Genomic DNA, 25,950 nt, shown 5'->3' on the forward strand with positions numbered 1-25,950 from the left:
TTTTTGCGCCCGACTATTCATGATCAGCACTGAACTCAAAACCACGATCCAGGGCGCCTATTCGCGTTTTCTCGAAGCCAAGAGCTTGAAACCGCGGTACGGGCAGCGCCTGATGATCGCCGAAGTGGCCAAGGTCCTCGGGGATATCGACACCGACGACGAAGGCCGCCGCGAAGGTGAGCCTGCGGTCGTGGCCGTCGAGGCCGGAACCGGTACCGGCAAGACCGTCGCCTACAGCCTGGCTGCGATCCCCACCGCCAAGGCCGCCGGCAAGCGCCTGGTGATCGCCACCGCGACCGTCGCCCTGCAAGAACAGATCGTCTACAAAGACCTGCCCGACCTGATGCGCAACAGCGGCTTGAACTTCAGCTTCGCCCTGGCCAAAGGGCGTGGCCGCTACATGTGCCTGTCCAAGCTCGACGTGTTGTTGCAGGAAGGCCATGCCCAAACCGCCACTGCGCAATTGTTCGAAGAAGAAGGCTTCAAGATCGAAGTCGATGAAGCCAGCCAGAAGCTGTTTACCAGCATGATCGAGAAACTGGCCGGCAACAAATGGGACGGCGACCGCGACAGCTGGCCCACCGCCCTGGAAGACGCCGACTGGGCACGCCTGACCACCGACCACAGCCAGTGCACCAACCGTCATTGCCCCAACTTCGGCCAGTGCGCCTTCTACAAGGCCCGCGAAGGAATGGGCAAGGTCGATGTGATCGTCACCAACCACGACATGGTCCTGGCCGACCTGGCCCTGGGCGGCGGCGCCGTGCTGCCGGACCCGCGCGACACGCTCTACGTCTTCGACGAAGGCCATCACCTGCCGGACAAGGCCATCGGCCACTTCGCCCATTACACGCGCCTGCGTTCCACCGCCGACTGGCTGGAAACCACCGCCAAGAACCTCACCAAGCTGCTGGCCCAGCACCCGTTGCCTGGCGACCTGGGCAAGCTGATCGAACAGGTGCCGGAGCTGGCGCGGGAGATCAAGACCCAGCAGCAATTCATGTTCAGCGCCTGCGAACAGGTCGCCGACTTCAAGCCCGGCGAAGACGTGGAGGGCCGCGAGCGCCCACGCCATCGCTTTGTCGGCGGGTTGATCCCCGAGCATATGCGCGAAATGGGCATCGAACTGAAAAAGGGCTTTTCACGCCTGACTGACCTGTTCACCCGCCTGACCGATTTGCTCAAGGAGGGGATGGATGGCGAGGTCAACATCGGGATCGCCAGCAACCAGGCCGAAGAATGGTACCCCCTGTTTGGCAGCCTGTTGTCCCGTTCCCAGGGCAACTGGGAGTTATGGACCGCCTTTACCGTCGAAGACCCGGAAGACAACCCGCCCATGGCCCGTTGGCTCACCTTGTCGGAAAGCGGCGCGTTGTTCGATATCGAGGTCAACGCAAGCCCCATCCTCGCCGCCGAAATGCTGCGCCGCAACCTGTGGAACGTGGCCTACGGCTGCCTGGTGACCTCGGCCACGCTGACCGCCCTGGGCACCTTCGACCGCTTCCGCATGCGCGCCGGCCTGCCGAAAAAAGCCGTCACCGCAGTGGTGCCGAGCCCGTTCCATCACGCCGATGCGGGTGTGCTGCGGGTGCCGGACCTCAAGGCCGACCCACGGGATGCGGCGGGGCATACGGCAGCGATCATCCGTGACCTGCCGGAACTGGTAGAGGGGTCACGTGGCACCCTGGTGCTGTTCTCCTCGCGTAAACAGATGCAGGATGTGTTCGACGGCCTGGACCGTGACTGGCGCAAGCAGGTGTTTATCCAGGGCAACCTGTCCAAGCAGGAAACCCTGAACAAACACAAGGCCCGGGTCGATGGCGGCGATTCCAGCGTGCTGTTCGGCCTGGCCAGTTTCGCCGAAGGCGTGGACTTGCCCGGCGCCTATTGCGAACACGTGGTCATCGCCAAGATCCCGTTCTCGGTGCCGGATGATCCGGTTGAAGCGGCCCTGGCCGAATGGATCGAAGCCCGGGGCGGCAACCCGTTCATGGAAATCTCGGTGCCGGATGCCTCCCTCAAACTGGTGCAGGCCTGCGGGCGCTTGCTGCGCACGGAGCAGGACCGGGGCACCATCACCTTGCTTGACCGTCGCCTGGTCACCCAGCGCTACGGCAAGGCCATTCTGAATGCCTTGCCACCATTCAGGCGCGAAATTTCTTAAGCCACTGTGGGCGAATTCGCCCATTTCGTGGTCTATGTCGTCGCTGTCGATTTAAGTCATCAGGCCATTCACCGGCCGATTGGAGAGCCTTGTTCGTATGATTCGCACGCTGCCTGCCCTTTTTGCCCTGCTGTTCGCTGCGCCCTTGATGGCCGCGCCTGCCGGGCAACAAACGCTGTTCAACTTCGTCCGGCCTGCCGACGTGGTCAAGGTGGCGACCCAGGACGCCAGCCTGCCGCAATACAACGCCGAGCAAACCCCCGAAGGCGAGGTGTTGCGCCGCATCACCTTCAACCCCGCCGCTGAACCGAGCCTGGTGCTCAGCCCGCAGTCCGGCGTCTGGGACTGGTCCCAGAGCAGTGCCATGAGCCTGCGCATCCAAAGCGCCATGGACTGGGCATTGACGCTCTACGTCAAAGTGCAGAGTACCGATGGCAAGACCCTGGTCAGCCGTATCGATCTGCCGGCCGGCCCGGCCCAGACCCTGTTGATCCCGTTGCAGGCCAATTCGCCGCTGAGCCAGGGCATGAAGGCCGGCCCGCCGATGCCGATCACCGTGGACGGCCAGCGTGTGCTGCTCGCCGCCAGCGCCGGTGACGTCGACCGCAGCCAGGTGGCATCGGTGACACTGTCGATGATCAAGCCCAATGCGGCCCAAAGTATCCTGCTGGAACGTTTTGGTGTGCAGGACAGCGAGCCGGTATTGAAGGCGGCCTACAGTGACCTGGTGGATGCCTATGGCCAGTCCACGCGTGCGCGCTGGCCGGAAAAGGTCGGCAGCGACGAGCAACTCAAGGCCGCGGCCGCCAAGGAGCAGCAGCAACTCAAGGGCTGGCTGGCGGAGCGTGACAAAGCGTCCCTGGACCGCTACGGCGGCTGGAACAAAGGCCCGGCATTCGAGGCCAGCGGCTTTTTCCGCACCGAGAAGCGCGACGGGCGCTGGTACCTGGTGACGCCGGAAGGTCACCCGTTCTACTCCTTGGGCGTCAACACCGTCGCACCGGATAACAGCCAGACCTACGTGGCTGGCCGTGAATGGATGTTCGCCGCGTTGCCCAAGGCCGGCGAGCCCTTCGACAAGTACTACGGCAGCGCCGATAACCGCACCGGCAACGGCTCGGGCGAGGGGCGCGGCTTCGCGGCCGGGCGTTGGTACGATTTCTACGGCGCCAACCTGCAACGGACCTACGATACCCAAGGTTTCGACCAGAAGCGTTGGGTGACCCACACCCTGGATCGCCTGCAAGCCTGGGGTTTCAACACCGTGGGCAACTGGAGCGACCCGGACCTGGCCAGCGCCGACCGCGTGCCTTACACCTTGCCGCTGTCGATCGTCGGTGATTATGCCAGCATCAGCACTGGCACCGACTGGTGGGGCGGCATGCCCGATCCGTTCGACCCGCGTTTCGCCATGGCCACCGAGCGTGCCGTGGCCATTGCCGCCCGCGATCATCGTGATGACCCGTGGTTGATCGGTTATTTCGCCGACAACGAACTGGCCTGGGCCGGCCCGGGGGATGACCCGAAGGCGCGTTACGCCCTGGCCTACGGCACGTTGCGCATGACCACCGACGTACCGGCCAAGCGTGCGTTCCTCAAGCAATTGCGCGACAAGTACCGCAACGAAGAGGGGCTTTCGAAAGCCTGGGGCATCCACCTGTCCGGCTGGGAGCTGATGGAAGATCCCGGTTTCGAGCCGCCGCTGCCGAGCCCTGAACACCCGGAAATCGAAGCTGACTTCAAATATTTCCAGAAGACCTTCGCCGACGCCTACTTCAAGACCATTTCCGACTCGCTGAAATGGCACGCGCCCAACCAGTTGCTGCTGGGCGGGCGTTACGCCGTGAGCACCCCGGAAGCCGTGGCGTCCTGCGCCCAGTATTGCGATGTGCTGAGTTTCAACATGTACACGCTCAAGCCTCAGGACGGTTATGACTTCGCCGCCTTGCGCGCTCTGGATAAGCCGGTGTTGATCACGGAGTTCAATTTCGGCTCGGCGGACCGGGGGCCGTTCTGGGGTGGCGTAACGCAACTGGCCAAGGAAGAAGACCGCGGCTCGGCGTACGGCACCTTCCTCAAGCAGGCCATGGCTGAACCATCGATTGTCGGTGTGCACTGGTTCCAGTACCTGGATCAACCGGTGACCGGCCGACTGCTGGACGGCGAGAACGGCCACTTCGGCCTCGTCGGCATCACTGACGTGCCGTACCAGGGTTTTGTCGAAAGTGTGCGTAAAAGTAACCTGGCGGCCGTCGACCAACTGGGCAAGGAGGCGCTGAAAGCCAAGGCGGACAGCGCAGTGCGTGAAAGTGAAGGCGGCAAGTCGGGGCACGACGGCAAAGGTGCGGGACAGGGCGCCGGGCATGCCGGCGGGCACTCTGGAAATGGTCACTGATTGAGCGTTGACGGGTTCACAAAAGCCACAATGGCTGGAACAATGTCGGCCACTTTTTACGGTGTTTTTCGAGGGCGCGCAGGTGCAGATTCAGGGTCATTACGAACTCCAGTTCGAAGCGGTACGCGAAGCGTTTGCCGCGTTGTTCGATGACCCGCAGGAACGAGGTGCGGGGCTGTGCATCCAGATCGGCGGCGAAACCGTCGTCGACCTGTGGGCCGGCACTGCCGACAAGGATGGGGCCGAGGCCTGGCACAGCGACACCATCGTCAACTTGTTCTCCTGCACCAAGACCTTCACCGCCGTCACGGCGTTGCAACTGGTGGCCGAAGGCAAGCTGAAGCTGGATGCCCCCGTGGCCGATTACTGGCCGGAGTTTGCCGCGGCGGGCAAGGAGATGATTACCCTTCGCCAGTTGCTCTGTCACCAGGCCGGGTTGCCGGCGATCCGCGAAATGCTGCCTGCCGAAGCCCTGTATGACTGGCAGTTGATGGTCGACACCCTGGCAGCCGAGGCCCCCTGGTGGACGCCCGGCCAAGGGCATGGCTATGAAGCTATCACCTACGGCTGGCTGGTAGGCGAACTGCTGCGCCGCGCCGATGGGCGTGGGCCTGGGGAATCCATTGTGGCGCGGGTTGCACGGCCGTTGGGCCTGGACTTCCATGTGGGGTTGGCGGACGCAGAGTTTTATCGTGTCGCCCATATAGCGCGTAGCAAAGGCAACATGGGCGATGAAGCGGCACAAAGGTTGTTGCAAGTAATGATGCGCGAACCTGCGGCACTGACAACGCGTGCATTCGCCAATCCACCCTCTATTCTCACCAGCACTAATAAGCCTGAATGGCGACGCATGCAGCAGCCAGCGGCAAATGGTCACGGTAATGCGCGAAGCCTGGCAGGGTTTTATAGCGGTTTGTTGGACGGTAGTTTGCTGGAAAGCGACATGCTCGAACAATTGACCCGTGAACACAGTATCGGGCCGGATAAAACCTTATTGACCCAAACCCGTTTCGGCCTGGGTTGCATGTTGGATCAACCGCAGTTGCCCAACGCGACCTTCGGCCTTGGCCCGCGTGCGTTTGGGCACCCTGGGGCGGGAGGCTCGGTGGGTTTTGCCGATCCGGAACATGATGTAGCGTTCGGTTTTGTGACTAATACGCTGGGCCCCTATGTACTTATGGACCCGCGTGCGCAGAAGTTGGTCGGAATATTGGCCGGTTGTCTGTAAACCGCTTGCTGTTTCACAATTTTTTGTTACAAAGGCACGTATAAGAAGACGCTGAACGAAATGACGTAACTTAAATGTTCATTAAGTGTCTGTTTAACGGGTCATCCAGACCCTCCGGTTTTTTCTCATTTTGTGGATATCTCATGTTATCGAACAAGTCCTTGGCACTGGCGCTGTGCCTCACTATTACGGGTTGCGCACAAACTCCACAGAATGATGCCGAAGGTGGGCATTGGTGGTCATTTGGATCTGACAAGGCTGCTACCAAGGACGCAGTGAGCCAAACCGACGCCAAACCGGATGCCAAGCCTGCCGCCGGCGCCAAGCCTGCCGCACCTGTGGCCGCTGCAGCCGACGCTCCAGCGCCTGCCCCGGTAGCCAAGGCCGAGACCGGTTCCAGCTGGTGGCCGTTCTTTTCCAAAAGCGCCGACGAAAAAGCTGCGGACGCCAAGGCCGAGCTGAAAGCCGACCTCAAGGCCGCCACTCCGGCAGCAACCCCGGCTGCAGCGCCTGCCGTCGCCAAGACCGACGAAGCTCACTGGTGGTGGCCGTTCGAAAGCAAGCCAAAACCACTGGCCAAGGTCGATGTGACCAACGTGCCGATGCCTGACCCGAAAATCACCCAAGCCTGGCTCGACGACTACGAGCCGCGCCTGCGCACCGCGATCAAGGACAGCAACCTGCAACTTGAGCGCCGTGACAACGTGTTGGTGATCATTGCGCCGGTGGACGGGTCCTATAACCCGAAACGCCCGGCGATGCTGCTGCCGGTGACCCTGGGCCCATTCACCCGTGTTGCCAAGGCCGTAGAGGGCGACCCGAAGACCGCCGTGCTGGTACTGGGTCATGTCGACGCCAACGGTGCTGAACCGCAAAGCCAGGCCCTGACCAAGGAACGCGCACAATCCATCGCTTCGATTTTCAGCCTCAGCGGCTTGAAGCAAGACCGCCTGATGCTGCGTGGCATGGGTGACCTGATGCCGCGTGCCGCCAACGACAGCAACCAGGGCCGCGCCCTGAACCGTCGCATGGAAATCATGTTCACCCAGCGCACCACCATGCTGGCCTTGCTGAGCAAGTACAACTCGGCTAACCCGCCGAAGGCTGAAATGATCGCTGTGCAGGACGTTCCGGCACCCGTGGCCCCGGCCGCTAAAAAAGCAGCGCCGGCGAAAAAGGCTTCGACCAAGAAAGCGGCCGCCAAACCTGCTGCCAAGAAAGCTGCGGCCAAGCCTGCAGCCAAAAAGCCTGCAGCCAAAGCCGCGGCACCGGCTTCGAACGACCAGGCAAAAAACTGATTCGCTGAACCAGAAGGATAAAGCCGCATGACCCAGGCACTGGCCGATATGCGCCGTGACTACACTCGGGACGGTTTGAGTGAGGCCCAGGCTCCGGACGAGCCGTTTGCTCTGTTCCACCAATGGTTTGGCGATGCGGTGAAAACCGAGCAGCCACCGGTGGAGGCCAATGCCATGACCTTGGCTACGGTTGACCAGGAAGGTCGCCCGCACTGTCGCATCCTGCTGCTCAAGGGCCTGGATGCGCAGGGCTTTACCTTCTTCACCAATTATCAGAGCGCCAAGGGTGAACAACTTGCGGCGCGGCCCTTTGCGGCCATGACGTTCTTCTGGCCGACCCTGGAGCGCCAGGTGCGTATCGAAGGGCGGGTGGTGAAGGTCACGCCGCAAGAGTCCGATGCCTATTACCAGGTTCGCCCATTGGGCAGCCGCCTGGGGGCATGGGCGTCCCCGCAGAGCAAGGTCATTCGTGACCGCGAAGAACTGCAGGACTTGCTCAAGGCCACCGAGCAACGCTTCAGCGATACCCAGCCCGATTGCCCGGAACATTGGGGTGGTTACCGGCTTTTGCCGGAGCGCATCGAGTTCTGGCAGGGCCGCGCCAGCCGCCTGCATGACCGCCTGAACTATCGCCTGCAAGGCGCGGACTGGGTGCGCGAGCGCCTGGCTCCCTGAGCTTTCCTTCCTGACGCTCGATCCTCCACGCCGAAGCCTCGAATCAAGAGGCTTCAGGTGTTTTCGAGCGTGCGGCACACGGATGAGCGTGTCCATAGCGCTCTCTTGGAACAGCGTAAATGCTACCATTCGTCGGTTTCTATGGTGCTGGCAGTCTGTACTCAGGCTGAATGAAAGCAATTTTCTGCCCGGCTTGCCGTGACAGGCGTCGAGTCGCAGCGTTTAATGAAACCCTGTCCTTTGGAGTTGATGCTATGCGTAAGTCCGTTTTACTAGTTGCCTGCTTTACCACCCTGTCGTTGCTGTTGGGTGGCTGCGCCTCGAGTCTGACCGGCGACTCGTACTCCCGTGATGACGCGCGTCGCGTACAGACCGTTCGCATGGGTACCATCGAATCCCTGCGTCCAGTGAAAATCGAAGGCACCAAGACCCCAATCGGCAGCGTGGCCGGTGCAGTGGTGGGTGGCGTCGGCGGCAGTGCTATCGGCGGTGGCCGTGGCAGTATCGTCACGGGCGTCATCGGTGCCGTTGCCGGCGGCCTGCTGGGCTCCGCTGCCGAGGAAGGCCTGACCCGCACCCAAGGCGTCGAAATCACCGTTCGCGAAGACGACGGCAGCATGCGCGCCTACGTCCAGCAAGTTGACCCGAATGAAATCTTCCGCATCGGCCAACGCGTGCGCATCATGAGCGTTAACGGTCAAAGCCGCGTTTCTCAGTAAGCGTCGGTTGTAGAAACACAAAACCCCAACCGGGTGACCGGTTGGGGTTTTTTGTATCTTGGTGCGAGACTTTTTATGAGAAACGTTCAAACGTGAGGCTTTTCGTAAATGACGAAAAAGCAGGCAATAAAAAACCGCCTTAGTAGGGCGGTTTTTTATTGCGAACCAGATTTTAAGCTGGACTCACATGCTCATAGGACGCGATGACATGGGCGAAATCCTACCGTCGCTCAAGGGGGCGTGCAAGGTTCGGTGACGAGTGGTGGCCAACGTTTGTGAGTCTGAAAAGTGAGCCGCCTCGGTTTATACCGAGGCGGCTTTTTGGTTTTCTGCGTCCCGGTTTCAAACCTGAAAGTGCTTCACCATCGTATTCAATTCATGCGCCAGGCTGGCGAGGGATTGGGAAGCGCTGGTGGTTTGGGTCGAGCCCTCTGCGGATTGAATCGACAGTTGCTGGATATTCAGCAAGTTGCGATCAACCGCCCGAGCAACGTCGGCTTGCTCGGCCGCAGCGGTGGTGATGACCAGGTTTCGATCGTTGATCTCATTATTGGCCATCAAGATATCCGCCAGTGCCTGTTGTGCCAGCTCGGCCAGTGACAGGGTTTGCTGGGTCATGCTGCTGCTGTCGAGCATGGTCTTCACGGTGCTGGCAGTGTTGGACTGGATACTGCCGATCATCTGTTCGATTTCCTGGGTCGATTGAGCGGTGCGATGGGCCAGGGCGCGGACTTCGTCGGCAACCACGGCAAAACCGCGACCGGCTTCACCGGCACGGGCGGCTTCGATGGCCGCGTTCAACGCCAGCAGGTTGGTTTGTTCGGCGATGGTGCGGATGACATCCAGCACCTTGCCGATATCCTTGGCCTGTTCGGCCAGGCTGCCCACTTGCTCGGAGCTGACTTCAACGCCACGGGTCAGGGCCTGGATAGCATCCAGGGCTTCGACCATGCGCTGCTGGCCTTTCAAGGCAATGCTGCGCGACTCTTGGGAGAGGTCGGAGGTTGAAGCCGCGTTCCTGGCGACGTCCTCAATCGCGGTAGTCATCTCGGTGACGGCAGTGGCGGCCTGTTCGATTTCGCCATGTTGCTGCTGCAAGTCGCGGCTGCCTTCGGCGGTCACGGCATTCAGTTCTTCGGCGGCTGCGGCGAGTTGGCTGGATGAGCCGGTAATCTGCCGCAAAGTCTGCACCAGATTGTTACGCATGGTCTCCTGCGCCCTGAGCAGGCGAGTGGCCTCGTCATTGCCCGTCGGGTTGATGGGCTGGGTCAGGTCGCCCTTGGCGATGGTTTCGGCGACCTGCACCGCTTCATTGATGGGGCGGGTAATGCTTCGGGTCAGCAGCCAGGCAACCAGTACGGTGCCACCACTCACCAGCAGGATGACGAGCGCGATGCCTTTCATGGCGTGTTGATAAGCATCCACGGAGGTCAGGCCGGCTTGTTCCGCGCCTTTGTTGGCGAGGTCGATCAGTTGGTCAAAGTTCTTGGTCATGTGCTCGTAGCTTTCTCGAATGCTGTTGAGAAAGTCGCGGGCGCCGGCCTTGTCGCCTGAACGTGAGCGCTTGAGCATCTCGGTGTGGTTCTGCGCATACGCGTCCAGGCTCTGGTTGAACACATCGAGACGAGATTTTTCCTCGGCGGTGTTCAGGAGGGCTGCGTATTGCGCCAACTGCTCTTTGACCGCTTTCAGGCGGCCGGCGGATTTTTCTTCGTAGGTCTGCATGTCTGCATCGCTAGAGGACAGGATGTGCGCCATTTCCCCCAGGCGAAAACGGTCGAGCGAAGCATTGGCCAGGGCCAGCAGCCGGACCCGCTGCAGCCAGTTATTCTGTATGTCGGCAGCCTGGGACTGCACTTCGCCGATCTGCTTGAGGGCGAACAGACCGAGAAACACACTCAGTGACGCAATAGCAGCGAAGCCGATGAAGGCCCTGGCTGCGATTCTTATATTTCTCAGGAACATGGGATTGTCGCTCGGGCTGGAGACGCGTTGGAGAACAAGGTGGAGCGGGTGTCCCTAGGAGGGACAGCGAGATCGCCACAACAGATAATCGGCGGCAGGGGGGAAGTCTTTAGGGGATTGGAGCAAGGGTATGGGTAGATAGCGCTGTGGTTGCGCAGCGCCACTGTTAAGCAATACCCGGCAGCGTAGCGGCTTGGGCCTAGGTGAACATCTCGATGTCGTCGAGTGCACTTCCTATGACTCCTCTAAGGGAGGGATCTTTGCGCTCTGCCTGCTGCAATGCTGGAGAGACCTTGGTCATGTCCAGCGCTCCGAATCGACGTGCGATGTGCCCAATTGCAACAATCGCCGCCGATGCAATCATTGAGTCGTGATGGTTAACATACATCAGGCACGTGTCTTGAGCCCAGGCACCATCTGTTTCGTTAAGCCCGATGGAAATCAGTGCCGTCGTTGCTTTTTCAGTGTCGCCGGTGGCGAGGTCCCTTATGGCTTCGTCATGGCTCAAGTCTGGATCGTGATAACGCATTTTCATTTATCCGGTGCCACTGTGAACACCCTCAGTCGGGTAGCCGGTTAATGGCTATGTATACATCTCGATGTCGCCAAGTGCGTCGTCAACTACGCCAGATAGAGAAGGGGATCTACGCTTTGCCTGTTCGAATGATGCAGAAATTTTGGTTATTTCTACTTCACCGAACCTACGTGCAATGTGGCCGATTGCGATGATGGCGGCTGATGCGATGTCATCGTCAGGGTTGGTGACAAATTGAAGGCAGGTTTCTTGAGCCCATGTTGAGTCCATTTCATTCAACCCAATTGAGATCAGTGCTTCTGTCACTTTGTTTGGATCTGGGGTAGCTAAAAAGCGTACGGCTTCATCGCGGTCCAAGGACGGGTCGTGGTATCGCATGGTCATTTGCTGTCTCCCAAAATTTTACCTTTTCGGTTAGTTTTCCCCGACTTGATCAGGGCATTTTTCATATCTTGCCTCAGCTCACCCCACGGTCTTACGTGGGCGTGATATGCACCTTCGGCAGTGCGGTCAATTACCACGAACTCTTTGGTATGTGGATCAATAGCTATGCGTCTACGAGAATTAGGAGGATTAACCTCTATCGAATTATTTAGTGAATCTAATCCGTTTTCCGGCCTTTTGCTCTTAACCGAGTTTCCCTTCTTGCTGTGATAGGGCGCGTCTTCATACTTCCAGCTTACGACGATATAAAGCGGTTTAACGCCCGAGCCTACTGGGAACACCAGAATAAAATCTTTGTAATCCGGTGGATAAATCGGGTCGACAATGATGTTCGCGGCTTTTTCGTTCGCGGGGTACACCCATATGTGTGGTGTGGATGGCGCTGCCTCCAGTTGCGGTATGCCAAGCGTGTTCGCGGGGTCAATGGCGGGTGTCCAGATCAACTCGACGCTGTCTCCCAAGTCGGCCACGTATTGCGTTTCACGCATCTGAAACTGCACCACATCGACCATCTCCCAGTCGCGATGCTTCCCGGTGTAGAAGGCATACGCCTTGAGTGCACCGTCGTCTTGTTGCTCGATGTGCAAGCGAAGCCGTGTTCGCGCCCTCGTCATGGCGCGCAGTTGCTCCTCGGTGTAGAGCGCGCTGTCACCGAGGCTGGAAGGCCAGACCAAGGCGATGACGCCTGCCAGAAATGCTGTACCTAGGGTGCCGGCGCTCGCCGTGGCGATTGCCGCCAGGCTGTCTGCTGTCGCAGTACCACCCAACGCCAGCGCCCCAAGCCCCGCAGGCAGTGGGCTACCACTTATCTTGCCAAGGGGCAGCAGGCCTGAGTCGTCTGATTCGCGCCCTCCCAAGAGTGCGAATTCGCCATAATCGCTGAGGCGATCCAGTGGCACATGACCGGTTGGATCTTGATAGTCGATGATGGCGTCCGGCAAATGGCAGGACTTGGTAAATACGCAGCCTGGATTGGGCGGCGGCGTGGGCGGTGGTTTAACTTCAAGAAGTGCCTCCAGCGTGACCTGTCGGTTGATCATCACGCTAAGGTCTTGTTGCTGTGCCGCTTCACGGGCTGCCAGTTCCGCCTCATTCATGGATTCCAGTAGCCGATAGCCACCGGTTCCAGTCCCGTAGCATCGCCAGACCATTACATCCTTGTTTTTCATTGCGCCCTCCTGGCTTTGTGCATAACGAGGTCCGACGCAAAAGTCGGAAGCGCGACGTTATGGCAAGCCGAGGAGGGGGGATGTAGGTTAGATCTGCGAAGTGACGAGGAATGAGCTGAATAAGTAGAGGGGAAAGGAGGAGCCGATTACCGGCTCCCGCAAAGGGCTCAGGCTTTCTTGCGACTTGCCATGGCCGTTACCGCATAGCCGATACACGCCGCCAGGATCGACCCGGTCAGGATCCCCATTCGGTCTTCACCCGCGAATTCGCTGGCGCCCGGCACAAAGGCCAGGGAACCGACGAACAGGCTCATGGTGAAGCCGATGCCGCACAGGATCGCTACACCGAACACCTGGCCCCAGTTGGCGCCACTGGGCAGGGCGGCGAGGCCGGTCTTGATGGCTAGCCAGGTGAGGCCGAATACGCCGATGGTCTTGCCGATCAGCAAGCCTGCGGCGATACCCATGGGCACGTGATGGGTGAAGCTGTCCAGGCTGACGCCCGCCAGGGACACGCCGGCATTGGCAAACGCGAACAATGGCAGGATGCCGTAGGCCACCCACGGATGCAGTGCATGCTCCAGGGTGAGCAGCGGCGAGGGTTCGGCATTCTTGGTGCGCATCGGGATGCAGAATGCCAGGGTCACACCGGCCAGCGTGGCATGCACGCCACTCTTGAGCACACAAACCCACAGGATCAGGCCGATGATCAGGTAGGGCCCAAGCTTGATCACACCCAGGCGGTTCATGGCGATCAAGGCAATCAGGCAAGCGCCCGCACCTGCCAGGGAGGCACCGGACAGATCGGCGGAGTAGAACAGCGCGATGACGATAATGGCGCCCAGGTCATCAATGATGGCCAAGGTCATCAGGAACAGTTTCAGCGACACCGGCACGCGCTTGCCCAGCAGCGCCAGGACGCCCAGGGCAAAGGCGATATCGGTGGCCATGGGGATCGCCCAGCCGGACATCGCGGCGGGGTAGTCCTTGTTGATCGCCCAATAGATCAGCGCCGGTACGACCATGCCGCCGATGGCGGCGGCACCGGGCAATACCACTTGCGATGGCTTGGACAGGTGACCGTCGAGGAGTTCTCGCTTCACTTCCAGGCCGATCAGCAGGAAGAACAGAGCCATCAGGCCATCGTTGATCCACAGCAGGGCGGGTTTGGCGATTTTCAGCGCGCCGACCTGTGCCACCACTGGTACATCAAGAAAAGCGTTATACAGGTGCGACAACGGTGAGTTGTTAATGATCAGCGCCAGGGCGGCGGCGGCGATCAACAACAGGCCGCTGGCGGCTTCCAGCTGGAAGAAACGGGTGAAAGTGCTACGCAGAGGCAAGGGATGCTCTCCCATTCAAGGTTCAATAGATGGGTACCCTAACCCGTACCGTTAGTTGTTAAAACAAAAGTTATATTCTTATTTGTTATAAGCGGCGCTCAGGGTCGGCAGGCCGCCAAAGCCTAGCAATTGTGTGTCTAATTGAGTCGTCACTGTATCTGTGTGCAGTGTAGGAAACCCCTTAAGATTCGGGCTGAAATCCTTAGAGACCCATCTTATGAGCGACCACCGTACCTGGGCCCGTGAAGCCATTCGCATCATTGAAGCGGACTTCCAGCGTAGCGCCGACACGCACCTGATCCCTTTGCCATTGCCGGGGCTGCCGGGTATCGAGTTGTACTTCAAGGATGAGTCCAGCCACCCCACGGGCAGCTTGAAACACCGGCTGGCCCGTTCGCTGTTCCTGTATGCATTGTGTAATGGCTGGCTCAAGCCGGGCGCGCCGGTGATTGAAGCCTCCAGCGGTTCGACGGCGATCTCGGAAGCCTACTTCGCCCGCCTGCTCGGCCTGCCGTTCATTGCGGTCATGCCGGCGACCACGTCCCAGGAAAAGATTGCGCAGATCGCCTTCTATGGTGGCAAGAGCCATCTGGTGCAGGACCCGACGCAGATCTACGCCGAATCCGAACGCCTGGCGAAGGAAAGCGGTGGCCACTTCATGGACCAATTCACCTACGCCGAGCGGGCCACGGACTGGCGGGCGAATAACAACATCGCCGAATCGATCTTCCAGCAGATGCGCTTCGAGCATCACCCCGAGCCGAGCTGGTTGATTTCCAGCCCCGGCACCGGCGGCACCACCGCAACTCTGGGGCGCTATGTGCGTTATCGCCAGCATTGCACGCGCGTGCTGTGTGCAGATGCCGAACGCTCGGTATTTTTCGACTTTTATCAAAGCGGCGATGCCAGTTTGCGCCTGGACTGTGGCTCTCGGATCGAAGGGATTGGTCGGCCACGGGTCGAGGCGTCGTTTTTGCCCAAGGTGATTGATGCGATGGTCAAGGTGCCGGATGCCCTGTCGCTGGCAGCCATGCATTACCTGGCCGAGCGTTTGGGGCGGCGGGTCGGCGGCTCCAGCGGGACCAACCTGGTTGGCGCCCTGATGGCGGCGCAGCAGATGAAAGCGGCAGGCGAGTCGGGGTCGATCGTGGCGATCTTGTGCGATGGGGGTGAGCGCTATGCCACTACCTATTACGATCAGGCTTGGCTTGAGGCTCAGGGCTATGAATTGAAGGGTTTGATGGCGGCCGTTGCGGCCAGTGTCGAACGCGGCGAGCCGTTACCTGAAACGATCTTGCGCGCCAATATCTGAGAGGCGAGGGGCTTGTTCCCGATAGCAGTCGGTATGTCAGCTTATCTGTAGCTGATACACCGCTATCGGGAGCAAGCCCCCTCCCACATTGAGTTGCGTTGGGTCAGGCTTGGATACCCAAGATATCCCGCGCCAACGCCTCGGCAATCCGAATCCCGTCAACACCCGCCGACAGAATCCCTCCGGCGTAACCGGCGCCTTCGCCGGCCGGATACAGGCCCTTCACGTTCAAGCTCTGCATCGAATCGTTACGGGTAATCCGCAACGGCGATGAGGTGCGGGTCTCGATACCCGTCAGCACCGCATCGTGCAGCGAATAGCCTTTGATCTGCTTCTCGAAGGCGGGCAAGGCTTCGCGGATCGCCTCGATGGCGAAGTCCGGCAACGCCAAGGCCAGGTCGCCCAGCGATACGCCGGGCTTATAGGACGGCTCCACGCTGCCCAGGGCCGTGGAGGGCTTGCCGGCGATGAAGTCGCCCACCAGCTGCGCCGGCGCCTCATAGTTGCTGCCACCGAGAATATACGCGTGGGACTCCAGGCGTTCCTGCAACTCGATCCCGGCCAGCGGGCCACCTGGGTAATCCACTTCAGGCGTGATGCCCACCACGATGCCGGAGTTGGCGTTGCGTTCGTTGCGCGAGTACTGGCTCATGCCGTTGGTGACCACGCGGTGTGGCTCGGACGTCGCGGCGACCACCGTGCCGCCCGGGCACATGCAGAAGCTGTAGACCGAGCGGCCGTTCTTGGCATGGTGCACCAGCTTGTAGTCGGCGGCGCCGAGTTTCGGGTGCCCGGCGTACTTGCCCAGGCGCGCGGCATCGATCAGCGATTGCGGGTGTTCGATACGGAACCCGACGGAGAACGGCTTGGCCTCCATGTAAACGCCACGTTCGTGGAGCATGCGGAAGGTATCGCGGGCACTATGGCCGAGGGCGAGGATCACGTGCTTGGACAGGATCTGCTCGCCGCCATCGATCACCACACCGTTCAACTGACCCTCTTCGATCAGCACGTCGGTCACGCGTTGTTCGAAGCGTACTTCACCGCCCAGGGCGATGATCTGCTGGCGCATGTTTTCCACCACGCCGGTCAGGCGGAAGGTCCCGATGTGCGGCTTGCTGACGTAAAGGATTTCTTCCGGCGCGCCGGCCTTGACGAACTCGTGCAGCACTTTACGGCCGTGGAATTTCGGATCCTTGATCTGGCTGTACAGTTTGCCGTCGGAAAAGGTGCCGGCGCCGCCTTCACCGAACTGCACGTTGGATTCAGGGTTGAGCACGCTTTTGCGCCACAGGCCCCAGGTGTCCTTGGTGCGCTGGCGAACTTCCTTGCCACGTTCGAGGATGATCGGCTTGAAGCCCATTTGCGCCAACAGCAGGCCGGCGAAGATGCCGCAAGGGCCAAAGCCCACCACGATCGGTCGTTCGATCAGGTCTTGCGGCGCCTGGCCGACCACCTTGTAGCTGACATCCGGCGCCGGGTTGACGTTGCGGTCGTCGGCGAACTTGAGCAGCAGGGCGGCTTCGCCTTTCACGTTCAGGTCGATGGTGTAGATGAAGCACAGCTCCGACGATTTTTTACGGGCGTCGTAGCTGCGCTTGAACAGGGTGAAATCGAGCAGGTCATCACTGGCGATCCCCAGGCGTTGCACGATGGCTGGCCGCAGGTCTTCTTCGGGATGGTCGATGGGCAGCTTGAGTTCGGTGATTCGTAACATGACAGGGTCCGGTAGGCGGCGGGCAAGGAGGCCGGCTGTTTTGCAAACCGGCGATTATAAGCCCCAATGGCAGGTTTCCGTCAGGTTAAAACAGCGCAGGGCCGAATCAGTCGTCCCGTGAGCCACCAAACGCCGCGCAACCACGCTGTACCTGGCCGTTGACCCGCAGTTCGGCGGTCATGTGCTGCAGGCTGCCGCTGGCGCTGTCGACGCAACGCTGCGGGGCTACCCACAGTTCGACGTGCTGGTTGTTGGCTTCGGTCATCAGGTTGAAGCGGCCATCACCGATCTGTTCTTCGACATAAGGCACGGCCAAAGGCGGCTGGCCTTCGCGTTCAAGCACCATGCCCTTGGCGGTGACGTTCATCGTCCAGGCGGGTTTATGGCCACTGGCGCGCAGGATCGTGCGTTTGAAATCCGGATCGTTGCAGGCCGAGGTAGAACGCTCGACGCGATAGAGTTGTTGCAGTTCCACCGAACCCTGGGTGCCGCTGGCAACCCCGGAGAACTTGCCACGCAAGTCGGCAAACAGTTCGCCTTGCTGGCCGGCCAGTGAAGCGGCTTCCTGCAGGACGCTGGTGCCACCGGTGTCGTTGACCACATAGTTGCGTTGATCGTTGCACGGCTGGAACAACAGCTTGCCGCCCACTGCCGTCAACGCCCCCTGCATACGGGTCAGGCCGGCGGTAGACGGCTTGGCCGGTTCGCTTTCGAACATCTGGCAAGCGGCGAACAAGGGAAGCAAGGCAAACAGAACGAGGGTACGGGCGGCGCGCATTATCGGGTCTCCAGACAAGTGCCGTCACGTTACGCAGGCTGGGGCTGCATCACAAGTCCAGCGCCCTGCTTCAGGCGATTCTTACAGACTTGAAAATCAGCCGACGATAAACGTCTGCCCCGTCTGCAGTCCCTCGACGCTTTTTGCGTAGGCCAGTGCCACATCTGCGCCGGGAGCCGGTTTGTAACCACGGAAGTAAGGCGCATAGCTGCCCATGGCTTCCAGCAGGACGGTGGGGCTGACGGAGTTGATGCGCAAACCGCGTGGCAACTCGATCGCAGCAGCCTTGACGAAGGCATCCAGTGCGCCGTTGACCAGCGCCGCCGAAGCCCCGGTGCGGATCGGGTCGCGGTTGAGGATGCCGCTGGTGAACGTGAACGAGGCACCATCGTTGGCGTATTCACGGCCGATCAGCAGCAGGTTGACCTGGCCCATCAGCTTGTCATGCAGGCCCAGTTCAAAGTCGGTTTCGCTCATCTCACCCAGCGCGACAAAGTTCACACTGCCTGCGGTACAGACCAGCGCATCGAATTTGCCGGTCTGCTCGAACAGCTTGCGGATCGACGCACTGTCGCTGATATCCACCTGGAAGTCGCCGCTGCTGCGACCGATGCTGATCACTTCGTGACGCTGCCCCAGTTCCGCCTTGACCGCCGAGCCGACCGTGCCGCTGGCACCAATCAATAGGATTTTCATCGTGCAGGTTTCCTTGAATGTAGGGTTCGCATCCAGTCTAAGATGGCTTTTCGAGTGGATAAACGCGCTAATAGGCAACCTTTGGTTTTCAAATGGAAACAATCCATGAGCGAGATGGATGACCTGGCAGCTTTTGCCGTGCTGATCAAAGCCGGCAGCTTTACGGTGGCGGCCGAGCAACTGGGGTGCAGCAAGGGGCAGTTATCCAAGCGTATCAGCCAGTTGGAAGCGCAGTTTTGCGTGGTGTTGCTGCATCGCACCACCCGCAAGCTCAGCCTCACCGCGGCCGGCGCGGCATTGTTGCCTCAGGCTCAGGCGCTGGTGGTGCAAGTGGAACGCGCCCGTCAGGCATTGGCGAGGCTCAAGGACGATCTCGCCGGGCCGGTACGTATGACGGTTCCGGTGTCGTTGGGTGAAACCTTCTTTGATGGCTTGCTGCTGGAGTTTTCCCAGCAATATCCGCAGGTGCAGATCGAGCTGGAGCTGAACAACAGCTACCGGGACCTGGCCCGGGACGGCTTTGATCTGGGGGTACGGATGGGCGCCATCGAGAATGAACGCCTGGTTGCCAAGCCATTGCTGGCCTGGCACGAGATGACCTGCGCGAGCCCAGCCTATCTGGAACAGCATGGTGAGCCACTGACCCCGGCGGATCTGGCGGCGCATACCTGCCTGCTCAACAGCCACTACAGCGGGCGTGAGGAATGGTTATATCACCAGCAGCATGAGCTGTTGCGGGTGCGGGTCAGCGGCACCTTTGCCTCCAACCACTACAACCTGCTGAAAAAGGCTGCCCTGGTGGGGGCGGGCATCGCGCGGCTACCGTCCTACGTGTTACCCGCTGAATTGGCTGACGGCCGTTTACGTTGGCTACTGCGTGACTATTCCACACGGAGTATGCCCATGTACCTGGTTCATCCTTACCAGGGTGGGCTGCCGCGTCGTACCCAGGTGCTGGCCGATTACCTGGTGGAGTGGTTCAAGCGCAGCGGCGAAGCCCTCGACCGAATTCAGCGATAGCGGCGGGCGATCCAGTGGTCGATGGACAGGCGACCTGGGCCTTGGGCGACCAGCAGCAGCAATATCGCGATCCAGGTGCCGTGCGTCGGGTATGCCTCCGGGTAGACGAACAGTTGAATGACCAGTGTCATGCCAATCAGCGCCAACGCCGAGAAGCGCGTGGCAACGCCCACCAGAATCAGGACCGGGAAAAAGTGCTCGGCAAACGCAGCCATGTGTGCGGCCACTTCCGGCGACAGCAAGGGGACGTGGTATTCACTGCGAAACAGCGGCAGGGTGGACGCGGCAAGACGCGGCTCGCCCAGTTGGAAGGTGCCGCTGACCAGGTCGATGGCAAAGCCTTCGACCTTGGTCTGTCCGGACTTCCAGAACACCGCGGCGATGGAGAAACGTGCGAGAAAGGCGATCACGCTGTAGGGGATCTTCTCGAAAATCGCGATGAGCCGTTTAATCAGGCAAGAGGAGGATGTGTTCATGGTGAAACCTTTTGTTTGGTGTGCAAGTGAGTGATGACGTCGTGGTTGATCAGCAGGTTCAGGCAGGGGAGCGGGTCGAATTCGGCCGACACCTGGAGGGCGTGTTCCACCGCCGTTTCAAGCGCCACGCCCTGGTTCAGGTGGTCGATGAACGCGGCCGTGCCCGGGTCGATCGCGAAGACTTTGACTGACAGTCCTTGGCGTAAAACCAACGCACTTTGAGCGTGCCAGGGGTTGAAGTCGGCAATGGCCTCTTCGCACTGATGCGCCGACCAGATGCCGACGATGGCGTAGGCAGAATCCAGCGTGGCGAGGGATGGATGCAGTTGCAGGCGCAGGCTGCCCAATTCGGTTTCAGCTTGCAGTGCGAGCAAAATGGCTTGTCGATCCATCGGCGGGGCATCGGCGGCGTGATAGGCGCGAACCCGCAGCCGTTCCAGCCGCGCAACATCGGCCAGATAAGGCACGCTGGCTGCCGGCTCGAAGTCCTCGATAAACGCCGCAAATGCACTGCCGTATTCGCTGATCAGCGGGCTGGTGGGCGGGCACGCCTGTACGAAGAGGCCCGCCATGGCACGGAAGAACGCCTCGCCGACCAATTGCAAGGTCACCGGGTAAGCCGCTACCAGTGCATTGATCAACGAGCTATGGACGTTGTTGCGGTAGACCACAAAGCGGCTCGCCGGGTCGGCGCCGTTGCTGCTGAACAGGCCATCGGGGCAGGCCCGGTCAGGTGAGAGCAGGGCCTGGGTAAACGCATTGTGCTGGCTCATGGGGTGACCTGCGAAAGATGCCAGTCGGCCTGTTGCGCTTCGGCTTGCAGCACGCGCAAGGCCGGTACCTGGTTATCCCGCTCGATCAGCGTGGCAACCGGGCCGGTCCGCGTCAGCACCTGCTCGTACAACTGCCATACCGCGTTGTCGATGGGCGCGCCGTGATCATCTATCAGCAGGCGATCGCCCAGGCTGTCGGTGTCTTCGGCAAAACCGGCCAGATGGATCTCACCCACCGCATGCAATGGCAGTGCGTTGAGGTAGGCCAGCGGGTCGCGTTGGTGGTTGATGCACGATACGTAGACGTTGTTGACGTCCAGTAACAGGCCGCAGCCCGTGCGCCGGATGATTTCGCTGATGAAATCCGCCTCGTCCAGGGTCGAGCGCCGGAACTGTAGATAGGTCGACGGGTTCTCCAACAGCATGGGGCGCTTGAGGGCGTTCTGGACCTGATCGACGTGTTCGCACACCCGGTCCAGGGTCGCGGTGTCATAGGCCAGGGGCAGCAAGTCATTCAGAAACACCGGACCATGGCTGGACCAGGCCAGGTGTTCGGAAAAGGACTGGGGTTGATAGCGTTCGATCAGCGCAGCCAACCGTGCCAGGTGCTCACGGTTCAGCGGGCTTTCGCCACCGATGGACAGGCCCACGCCATGCAATGACAGTGGGTACTGCTCGCGGATCAAGCCCAGGTAGTGATGAAACGGGCCGCCGGCCACCATATAGTTTTCGGCATGTACTTCAAAAAAACCGATGTCGGGCGAGGTCTCTAGCACTTCGATGAAATGCTCGTTCTTCAGCCCCAGCCCGGCCCTGTGGGGGAGGCCGGGCACCTGAGCGGACAAGACCGTGTGTGGGTGTGAGAGCGTCATGATCCTGACTCAGGTTGTGCCGGGTTTCAGGACTTGGCGGTGAAGGCAGCTTCCTGGCCGAAACCCGTCGGCGAGGTGGAGCTTGGGGTTTTAGCGCAGGTGCCGGCAGGCACCAGTTTCCAGGCATTGGCCTGATCCTTGACTTTGGAGGTCCCGGCGCAGGTAGTGCCGGCACCGGCGGCGCAATCGTTCTTGCCGGCTTCGGCGACACCGAAGCATTTCTGCATGTCGTCGGCGGCATGGGCGGTGGTGGCCAGGGTGGACAGGCTCAGGGCTGAACCCAGGGCCAGGACGAGGGTAGCGGCGGACAGCGAACGGGTTTTAGTGGTCATGGTGTATCTCCAGCAGTGGATGGTTGTGGCGGGCTTGATTGCCCGCTTACCCCACTAGAGGTAGCACGATGAATTTCGTTACACGCCAGCCGGAAATAATTTCAGGCAGGGCAAAAAAAGTGGGAGGGGGCTTGCTCCCGATAGCGGTGGTTCAGCTAAGTACTTCTTGGCTGACACACTGCAATCGGGAGCAAGCCCCCTCCCACATTCAGCGCGGTTTCTTAACCGCCCAGGTACGCCTCACGCACTTTCGGGTCGGTCAGCAACTGCTCGCCCGTACCCTGCATCACCACCCGGCCGTTTTCCAGCACATAGGCACGGTCGGCGATTTTCAGCGCCTGGTTGGCGTTCTGTTCCACCAGGAACACCGTCACACCGTCCTTGCGTAGTTGTTCGATGATGTCGAAAATCTGCTGGATGATGATCGGAGCCAGGCCCAGGGACGGTTCGTCCAGCAGCAACAGCTTGGGTTTGCTCATCAGCGCCCGGCCGATGGCGAGCATCTGCTGCTCGCCGCCGGACATGGTGCCGCCGCGCTGGTTGAAGCGTTCCTTGAGCCTTGGAAACAGGTGCAACACCTTGTCCATCTGCTCCTGGTAGTCGCCCTTGTCGGTGAAGAATCCGCCCATGGCCAGGTTCTCCTCCACGGTCAGGCGGGAGAACACGCGACGGCCTTCCGGCACCACCGCAATGCTCTTGCGCATGATCTGTGACGACGACTGGCCCACCAGTTCTTCACCCATATAGCGGATGCTGCCGCTGTGGGCCTGGGGTGAACCACACAAGGTCATCAGCAGGGTCGACTTGCCGGCACCGTTGGCCCCGATCAGCGTGACGATTTCACCCTGGCGCACTTCCACGTTGACGCTGTGCAGGGCCTGGATCTTGCCGTAGAAAGTGGAAACGTTTTCGAATTGCAGCATTTTACGCTTCCCCCAAATAGGCTTTGATCACTTCAGGATTGTCACGGATCTGTTCCGGCGTCCCGTTGGCCAGTGGCGTGCCCTGGTTGATCACCACAATGTGGTCGGAAATGCTCATCACCAGTTTCATGTCGTGTTCGATCAACAACACCGTGGCGTTGTTTTCCTCACGCAACACGCTGATCAGCGCCTTGAGGTCTTCGGTCTCCTTGGGGTTCAGGCCGGCGGCCGGTTCGTCGAGCATGAGGATCCGCGGGCGGGTCATCATGCAGCGGGCGATCTCCAGGCGGCGTTGCTGCCCATAGGCCAATGTGCCGGCAGGGCGGTTGGCGAACTCGGTGAGGTTGACCTTGTCCAGCCAGTACGCGGCGTACTCCATGGCCTCGCGCTCGCTCTTGCGGAACGCCGGGGTCTTGAACAGGCCCGCCAGGAAGTTGGTGTTCAGGTGGCGATGCTGGGCGATGAGCAGGTTCTCGACCGCCGTCATGTCCTTGAACAAGCGTACGTTCTGGAAGGTGCGCACCACGCCCTTGCGGGCGATCTCGTGACCGGCCAGGCCCTGGATCGGCTGGCCATCCAACAGGATGCTGCCGCCGCTGGGCTTGTAGAAACCGGTGAGGCAGTTGAACACCGTTGTCTTGCCGGCGCCGTTCGGGCCGATCAGCGCGACCACTTGTTTCTCTTTGACGGTCAGGGCCACGCCGTTGACCGCGAGCAAGCCACCAAAGCGCATGCTCAAATTTTCGACTTTCAGGATCTCGCGGCTCATTTGCGCAGCTCCATATGTGGACGTTGCATGGGCAGCAGGCCTTGAGGACGCCAGATCATCATCAGCACCATCAGGGCGCCGAACATCAACATGCGGTATTCACTGAACTCACGCATCATTTCCGGCAACAGGATCATCACGATCGCGGCCAGGATCACGCCCAGCTGCGAGCCCATGCCGCCCAACACCACGATGGCGAGGATGATCGCCGACTCGATGAAGGTGAACGATTCCGGTGTCACCAGCCCTTGGCGCGCGGCAAAGAAGCTGCCGGCAAAACCGGCGAATGCGGCGCCCAGGGTGAATGCGGAGAGCTTGATGATGGTCGGGTTCAGGCCCAGGGCCCGGCAGGCGATTTCATCTTCACGCAAGGCTTCCCAGGCGCGGCCGATCGGCATGCGCAGCAGACGGTTGATCACGAACAGGGCCGCCAGCGCCAGCAACAGTGCGACCAGGTACAGGAACACCACTTTGCTCACCGGGTTGTAGTCGATCCCGAAGTACTCGTGGAAGGTCTGCAGGCCTTCGGCGGCGGTGCGATCGAACGACAGGCCGAAGAACGTCGGCTTGGGGATGTTGCTGATACCGTTCGGGCCGCCGGTGATGTCGGTGAGGTTACGCAGGAACAACCGGATGATTTCACCGAAGCCGAGGGTCACGATGGCCAGGTAGTCACCGCGCAAACGCAACACCGGGAAGCCCAGCAGGAAACCGAACGTCGCCGCCGCCATACCCGCCAATGGCAGGCAGATCCAGAAACTCCAGCCCAGGTAGTGCGAGAGCAGCGCATAGGTGTAGGCACCCACGGCGTAGAAGCCCACATAACCCAGGTCGAGCAGGCCGGCCAGGCCCACCACGATGTTCAGGCCCAGGCCCAGCAACACGTAGATCAGGATCAGGGTGGCGATGTCGACCGCGCCGCGCGAGCCGAAGAACGGCCAGATCAACGCGGCGATGATCAAACCGATGATGATGTAGCGCTGGGTGCGCGGCAGGGTCAGGAATTGGCTGACCTTGGGCGATACCAGTGGGCCACGGTTACCCTTGAACAGCGCACCGACCTGCTGGGTGAACAGCACGCGCAGGAACATCAGCACCGAGCACAGGGCGATGATGCTCAGTGTCACGGGACCGGTGCCATGCACTTCCAGGTTGATGCCGACAATGCTCAGTTTGAGGCCGAGTACCGGGAAGGCCACGGCCCACACCAGCAAGGCGCTGAAAAACGCCGATTTAAGATATCTGCTCATACTTTCTCAACCTCCGGACGGCCCAAAATGCCGGTCGGACGGAACAACAGCACCAGAACCAACAGGCCGAACGCCACGACGTCCTTGTACTGGTCACCGAAGATGTCGGCGCCAAAGGCTTCAGCCACACCCAGCACCAGCCCACCGAGCATGGCGCCCGGGATACTGCCGATGCCGCCCAATACCGCCGCGGTAAAGGCTTTGAGCCCCACCAGGAACCCGGCGTTGGGGTTGATCACGCCGTACTGCATGCTCAGCAGTACCGCCGCGACAGCCGCCAGTGCGGCGCCGATCACGAAGGTCAGGGCGATGATGTTGTTGGTGTTGATGCCCAGCAGGTTGGCCATCTTGATGTCTTCGGCGCAGGCGCGGCAGGCGCGTCCCAGACGAGAGCGGGAGATGAACAGGGTCAGGCCCAGCATGGCCACCAGGGTGACGACGAAGACCAGGATCTGCATGTAGGAAATCAGTACTTCTTCCGCACCGCCTGGGCCGAAGGAGAAGCTCCCCGGGATCAGGTTGGGGATGGATTTGTCCTTGGAATCCTGGGACAGCAATACGGTGTTCTGCAGGAAAATCGACATGCCGATGGCGGAAATCAACGGGATCAGACGGTTGCTGCCACGCAAGGGACGGTAGGCAACCCGCTCGATACTGTAGCCATAGGCACTGGTTACAACGATTGACGCGATAAACGCGGCGGTCATCAACAGCGGCAGGGAGTGGATACCCATCATGGCCAACCCGGCAAGGGCGATAAAGGCCACGTAGGAACCAATCATGTACACCTCGCCATGGGCGAAGTTAATCATTCCAATGATGCCGTAAACCATTGTGTAGCCAATGGCTATCAAGGCATAGGTGCTGCCAATGGTCAGGCCATTAACCAGCTGTTGGAAAAAATGATAGATCTCAGGCATTACAGCGCTCCTAAAAACCCGATACGCATTTCACTGGTGGAGTCATGTTCCGGCCCCGTGCTGTGTTCTGTGAGCACATTCGCACAAAGCGTTTGCCAGCGAACCGCTGGTGACGGTTTTAAGATTTTCAGGTGAGCCAGCGCCCGGATCGCGGGTGTCAGGCCCATAAACCTCGTA

At 60.3% G+C, this 25,950-nt stretch carries 24 protein-coding genes; 8 read left to right on the top strand and 16 right to left on the bottom strand.

The genetic code is table 11. The annotated features are described in order from the left end of the window. The first annotated feature begins 19 nt into the window (after positions 1–19). From dinG to C9383_RS01070, 6 genes are all read left to right on the top strand, one after another. Complete coding sequence (gene dinG, locus C9383_RS01045; protein ID WP_060753818.1) at positions 20–2,164, top strand: ATP-dependent DNA helicase DinG; 2,145 nt, start codon at positions 20–22, stop codon at positions 2,162–2,164. A 97-nt stretch (positions 2,165–2,261) separates the two neighbouring features. After that, entirely contained in the window at positions 2,262–4,559 is a 2,298-nt protein-coding gene (locus C9383_RS01050) for a beta-galactosidase (RefSeq protein ID WP_090366354.1), read from the top strand. A gap of 82 nt (positions 4,560–4,641) precedes the next feature. Then, positions 4,642–5,787, top strand: a complete 1,146-nt coding sequence (locus C9383_RS01055; protein ID WP_090372239.1) for a serine hydrolase domain-containing protein — start codon at positions 4,642–4,644, stop codon at positions 5,785–5,787. A gap of 143 nt (positions 5,788–5,930) precedes the next feature. Next, the gene (locus C9383_RS01060; RefSeq protein ID WP_090366352.1) at positions 5,931–7,085 is read left to right on the top strand and encodes an OmpA family protein; all 1,155 of its coding nucleotides are present in this window, start codon (positions 5,931–5,933) and stop codon (positions 7,083–7,085) included. Positions 7,086–7,112: 27 nt separating this feature from the next. Continuing rightward, positions 7,113–7,760 (top strand): pyridoxamine 5'-phosphate oxidase, encoded by a 648-nt coding sequence (gene pdxH, locus C9383_RS01065; RefSeq protein WP_060753815.1) that lies wholly within the window; start codon positions 7,113–7,115, stop codon positions 7,758–7,760. 254 nt (positions 7,761–8,014) lie between these two features. Beyond that, positions 8,015–8,479 (top strand): outer membrane lipoprotein, encoded by a 465-nt coding sequence (locus C9383_RS01070; RefSeq protein ID WP_090366350.1) that lies wholly within the window; start codon positions 8,015–8,017, stop codon positions 8,477–8,479. A gap of 342 nt (positions 8,480–8,821) precedes the next feature. Here C9383_RS01070 and C9383_RS01075 read toward each other — a convergent pair whose 3' ends face one another. The 5 genes from C9383_RS01075 to nhaA form a co-directional block, all read right to left on the bottom strand. Then, positions 8,822–10,444 carry a methyl-accepting chemotaxis protein gene (locus C9383_RS01075; RefSeq protein WP_060753813.1) on the bottom strand — a complete coding sequence of 541 codons (1,623 nt, stop codon included), beginning with the start codon at positions 10,442–10,444 and terminating at the stop codon, positions 8,822–8,824. A 199-nt stretch (positions 10,445–10,643) separates the two neighbouring features. Beyond that, the gene (locus C9383_RS01080; protein ID WP_090366349.1) at positions 10,644–10,979 is read right to left on the bottom strand and encodes a hypothetical protein; all 336 of its coding nucleotides are present in this window, start codon (positions 10,977–10,979) and stop codon (positions 10,644–10,646) included. 48 nt (positions 10,980–11,027) lie between these two features. Beyond that, the gene (locus C9383_RS01085) at positions 11,028–11,363 is read right to left on the bottom strand and encodes a hypothetical protein (RefSeq protein WP_090366347.1); all 336 of its coding nucleotides are present in this window, start codon (positions 11,361–11,363) and stop codon (positions 11,028–11,030) included. Beyond that, on the bottom strand, positions 11,360–12,592 hold the full coding sequence (locus tag C9383_RS01090) for an S-type pyocin domain-containing protein (protein WP_090366346.1): 1,233 nt from the start codon (positions 12,590–12,592) through the stop codon (positions 11,360–11,362). The genes C9383_RS01085 and C9383_RS01090 overlap by 4 nt, the downstream gene beginning before the upstream one ends. Before the next feature lie 167 nt (positions 12,593–12,759). After that, on the bottom strand, positions 12,760–13,935 hold the full coding sequence (gene nhaA / locus C9383_RS01095) for a Na+/H+ antiporter NhaA (RefSeq protein ID WP_060753831.1): 1,176 nt from the start codon (positions 13,933–13,935) through the stop codon (positions 12,760–12,762). 217 nt (positions 13,936–14,152) lie between these two features. Between nhaA and C9383_RS01100 the strand changes: the two genes are divergently transcribed. Next, entirely contained in the window at positions 14,153–15,247 is a 1,095-nt protein-coding gene (locus C9383_RS01100; protein ID WP_090366344.1) for a PLP-dependent cysteine synthase family protein, read from the top strand. Positions 15,248–15,350: 103 nt separating this feature from the next. Here C9383_RS01100 and C9383_RS01105 read toward each other — a convergent pair whose 3' ends face one another. From C9383_RS01105 to C9383_RS01115, 3 genes are all read right to left on the bottom strand, one after another. Next, complete coding sequence (locus C9383_RS01105) at positions 15,351–16,964, bottom strand: NAD(P)/FAD-dependent oxidoreductase (RefSeq protein WP_090366343.1); 1,614 nt, start codon at positions 16,962–16,964, stop codon at positions 15,351–15,353. 106 nt (positions 16,965–17,070) lie between these two features. After that, positions 17,071–17,742 carry a COG3650 family protein gene (locus C9383_RS01110; protein ID WP_090366341.1) on the bottom strand — a complete coding sequence of 224 codons (672 nt, stop codon included), beginning with the start codon at positions 17,740–17,742 and terminating at the stop codon, positions 17,071–17,073. Positions 17,743–17,838: 96 nt separating this feature from the next. Next, a complete protein-coding gene (locus tag C9383_RS01115) occupies positions 17,839–18,438 on the bottom strand; it encodes a short chain dehydrogenase (protein ID WP_090366340.1) in 600 nt (199 codons plus the stop codon). A 105-nt stretch (positions 18,439–18,543) separates the two neighbouring features. Here C9383_RS01115 and C9383_RS01120 point away from each other — a divergent pair, with 105 nt between their 5' ends. Beyond that, complete coding sequence (locus C9383_RS01120; RefSeq protein WP_090366338.1) at positions 18,544–19,458, top strand: LysR family transcriptional regulator; 915 nt, start codon at positions 18,544–18,546, stop codon at positions 19,456–19,458. On the opposite strand, the gene C9383_RS01125 is transcribed toward C9383_RS01120, so the two are convergent. The 8 genes from C9383_RS01125 to livH form a co-directional block, all read right to left on the bottom strand. Continuing rightward, positions 19,449–19,934 (bottom strand): DoxX family protein, encoded by a 486-nt coding sequence (locus C9383_RS01125; protein WP_060753807.1) that lies wholly within the window; start codon positions 19,932–19,934, stop codon positions 19,449–19,451. The two genes, C9383_RS01120 and C9383_RS01125, sit on opposite strands and share 10 nt — an antisense overlap. Continuing rightward, entirely contained in the window at positions 19,931–20,707 is a 777-nt protein-coding gene (locus C9383_RS01130; RefSeq protein WP_090366337.1) for an HvfC/BufC N-terminal domain-containing protein, read from the bottom strand. The genes C9383_RS01125 and C9383_RS01130 overlap by 4 nt, the downstream gene beginning before the upstream one ends. Beyond that, positions 20,704–21,582, bottom strand: coding sequence for an MNIO family bufferin maturase (bufB, locus tag C9383_RS01135; protein WP_090366335.1), 879 nt, complete (start codon positions 21,580–21,582; stop codon positions 20,704–20,706). Before bufB ends, C9383_RS01130 begins: the two co-directional genes overlap by 4 nt. A 23-nt stretch (positions 21,583–21,605) precedes the next feature. Beyond that, positions 21,606–21,911 carry a BufA1 family periplasmic bufferin-type metallophore gene (locus C9383_RS01140; RefSeq protein WP_090366333.1) on the bottom strand — a complete coding sequence of 102 codons (306 nt, stop codon included), beginning with the start codon at positions 21,909–21,911 and terminating at the stop codon, positions 21,606–21,608. 221 nt (positions 21,912–22,132) lie between these two features. Continuing rightward, positions 22,133–22,834 carry an ABC transporter ATP-binding protein gene (locus C9383_RS01145; protein WP_090366331.1) on the bottom strand — a complete coding sequence of 234 codons (702 nt, stop codon included), beginning with the start codon at positions 22,832–22,834 and terminating at the stop codon, positions 22,133–22,135. A gap of 1 nt (position 22,835) precedes the next feature. Then, the gene (gene livG / locus C9383_RS01150) at positions 22,836–23,603 is read right to left on the bottom strand and encodes a high-affinity branched-chain amino acid ABC transporter ATP-binding protein LivG (RefSeq protein WP_060753802.1); all 768 of its coding nucleotides are present in this window, start codon (positions 23,601–23,603) and stop codon (positions 22,836–22,838) included. Further along, positions 23,600–24,853 carry a high-affinity branched-chain amino acid ABC transporter permease LivM gene (locus C9383_RS01155; protein ID WP_090366330.1) on the bottom strand — a complete coding sequence of 418 codons (1,254 nt, stop codon included), beginning with the start codon at positions 24,851–24,853 and terminating at the stop codon, positions 23,600–23,602. Before C9383_RS01155 ends, livG begins: the two co-directional genes overlap by 4 nt. Next, positions 24,850–25,773 (bottom strand): high-affinity branched-chain amino acid ABC transporter permease LivH, encoded by a 924-nt coding sequence (gene livH / locus C9383_RS01160; RefSeq protein ID WP_060753800.1) that lies wholly within the window; start codon positions 25,771–25,773, stop codon positions 24,850–24,852. Before livH ends, C9383_RS01155 begins: the two co-directional genes overlap by 4 nt. Positions 25,774–25,950 lie beyond the last annotated feature (177 nt).

The organism is Pseudomonas palleroniana, from assembly GCF_003031675.1.
Classification (GTDB): domain Bacteria; phylum Pseudomonadota; class Gammaproteobacteria; order Pseudomonadales; family Pseudomonadaceae; genus Aquipseudomonas; species Aquipseudomonas palleroniana.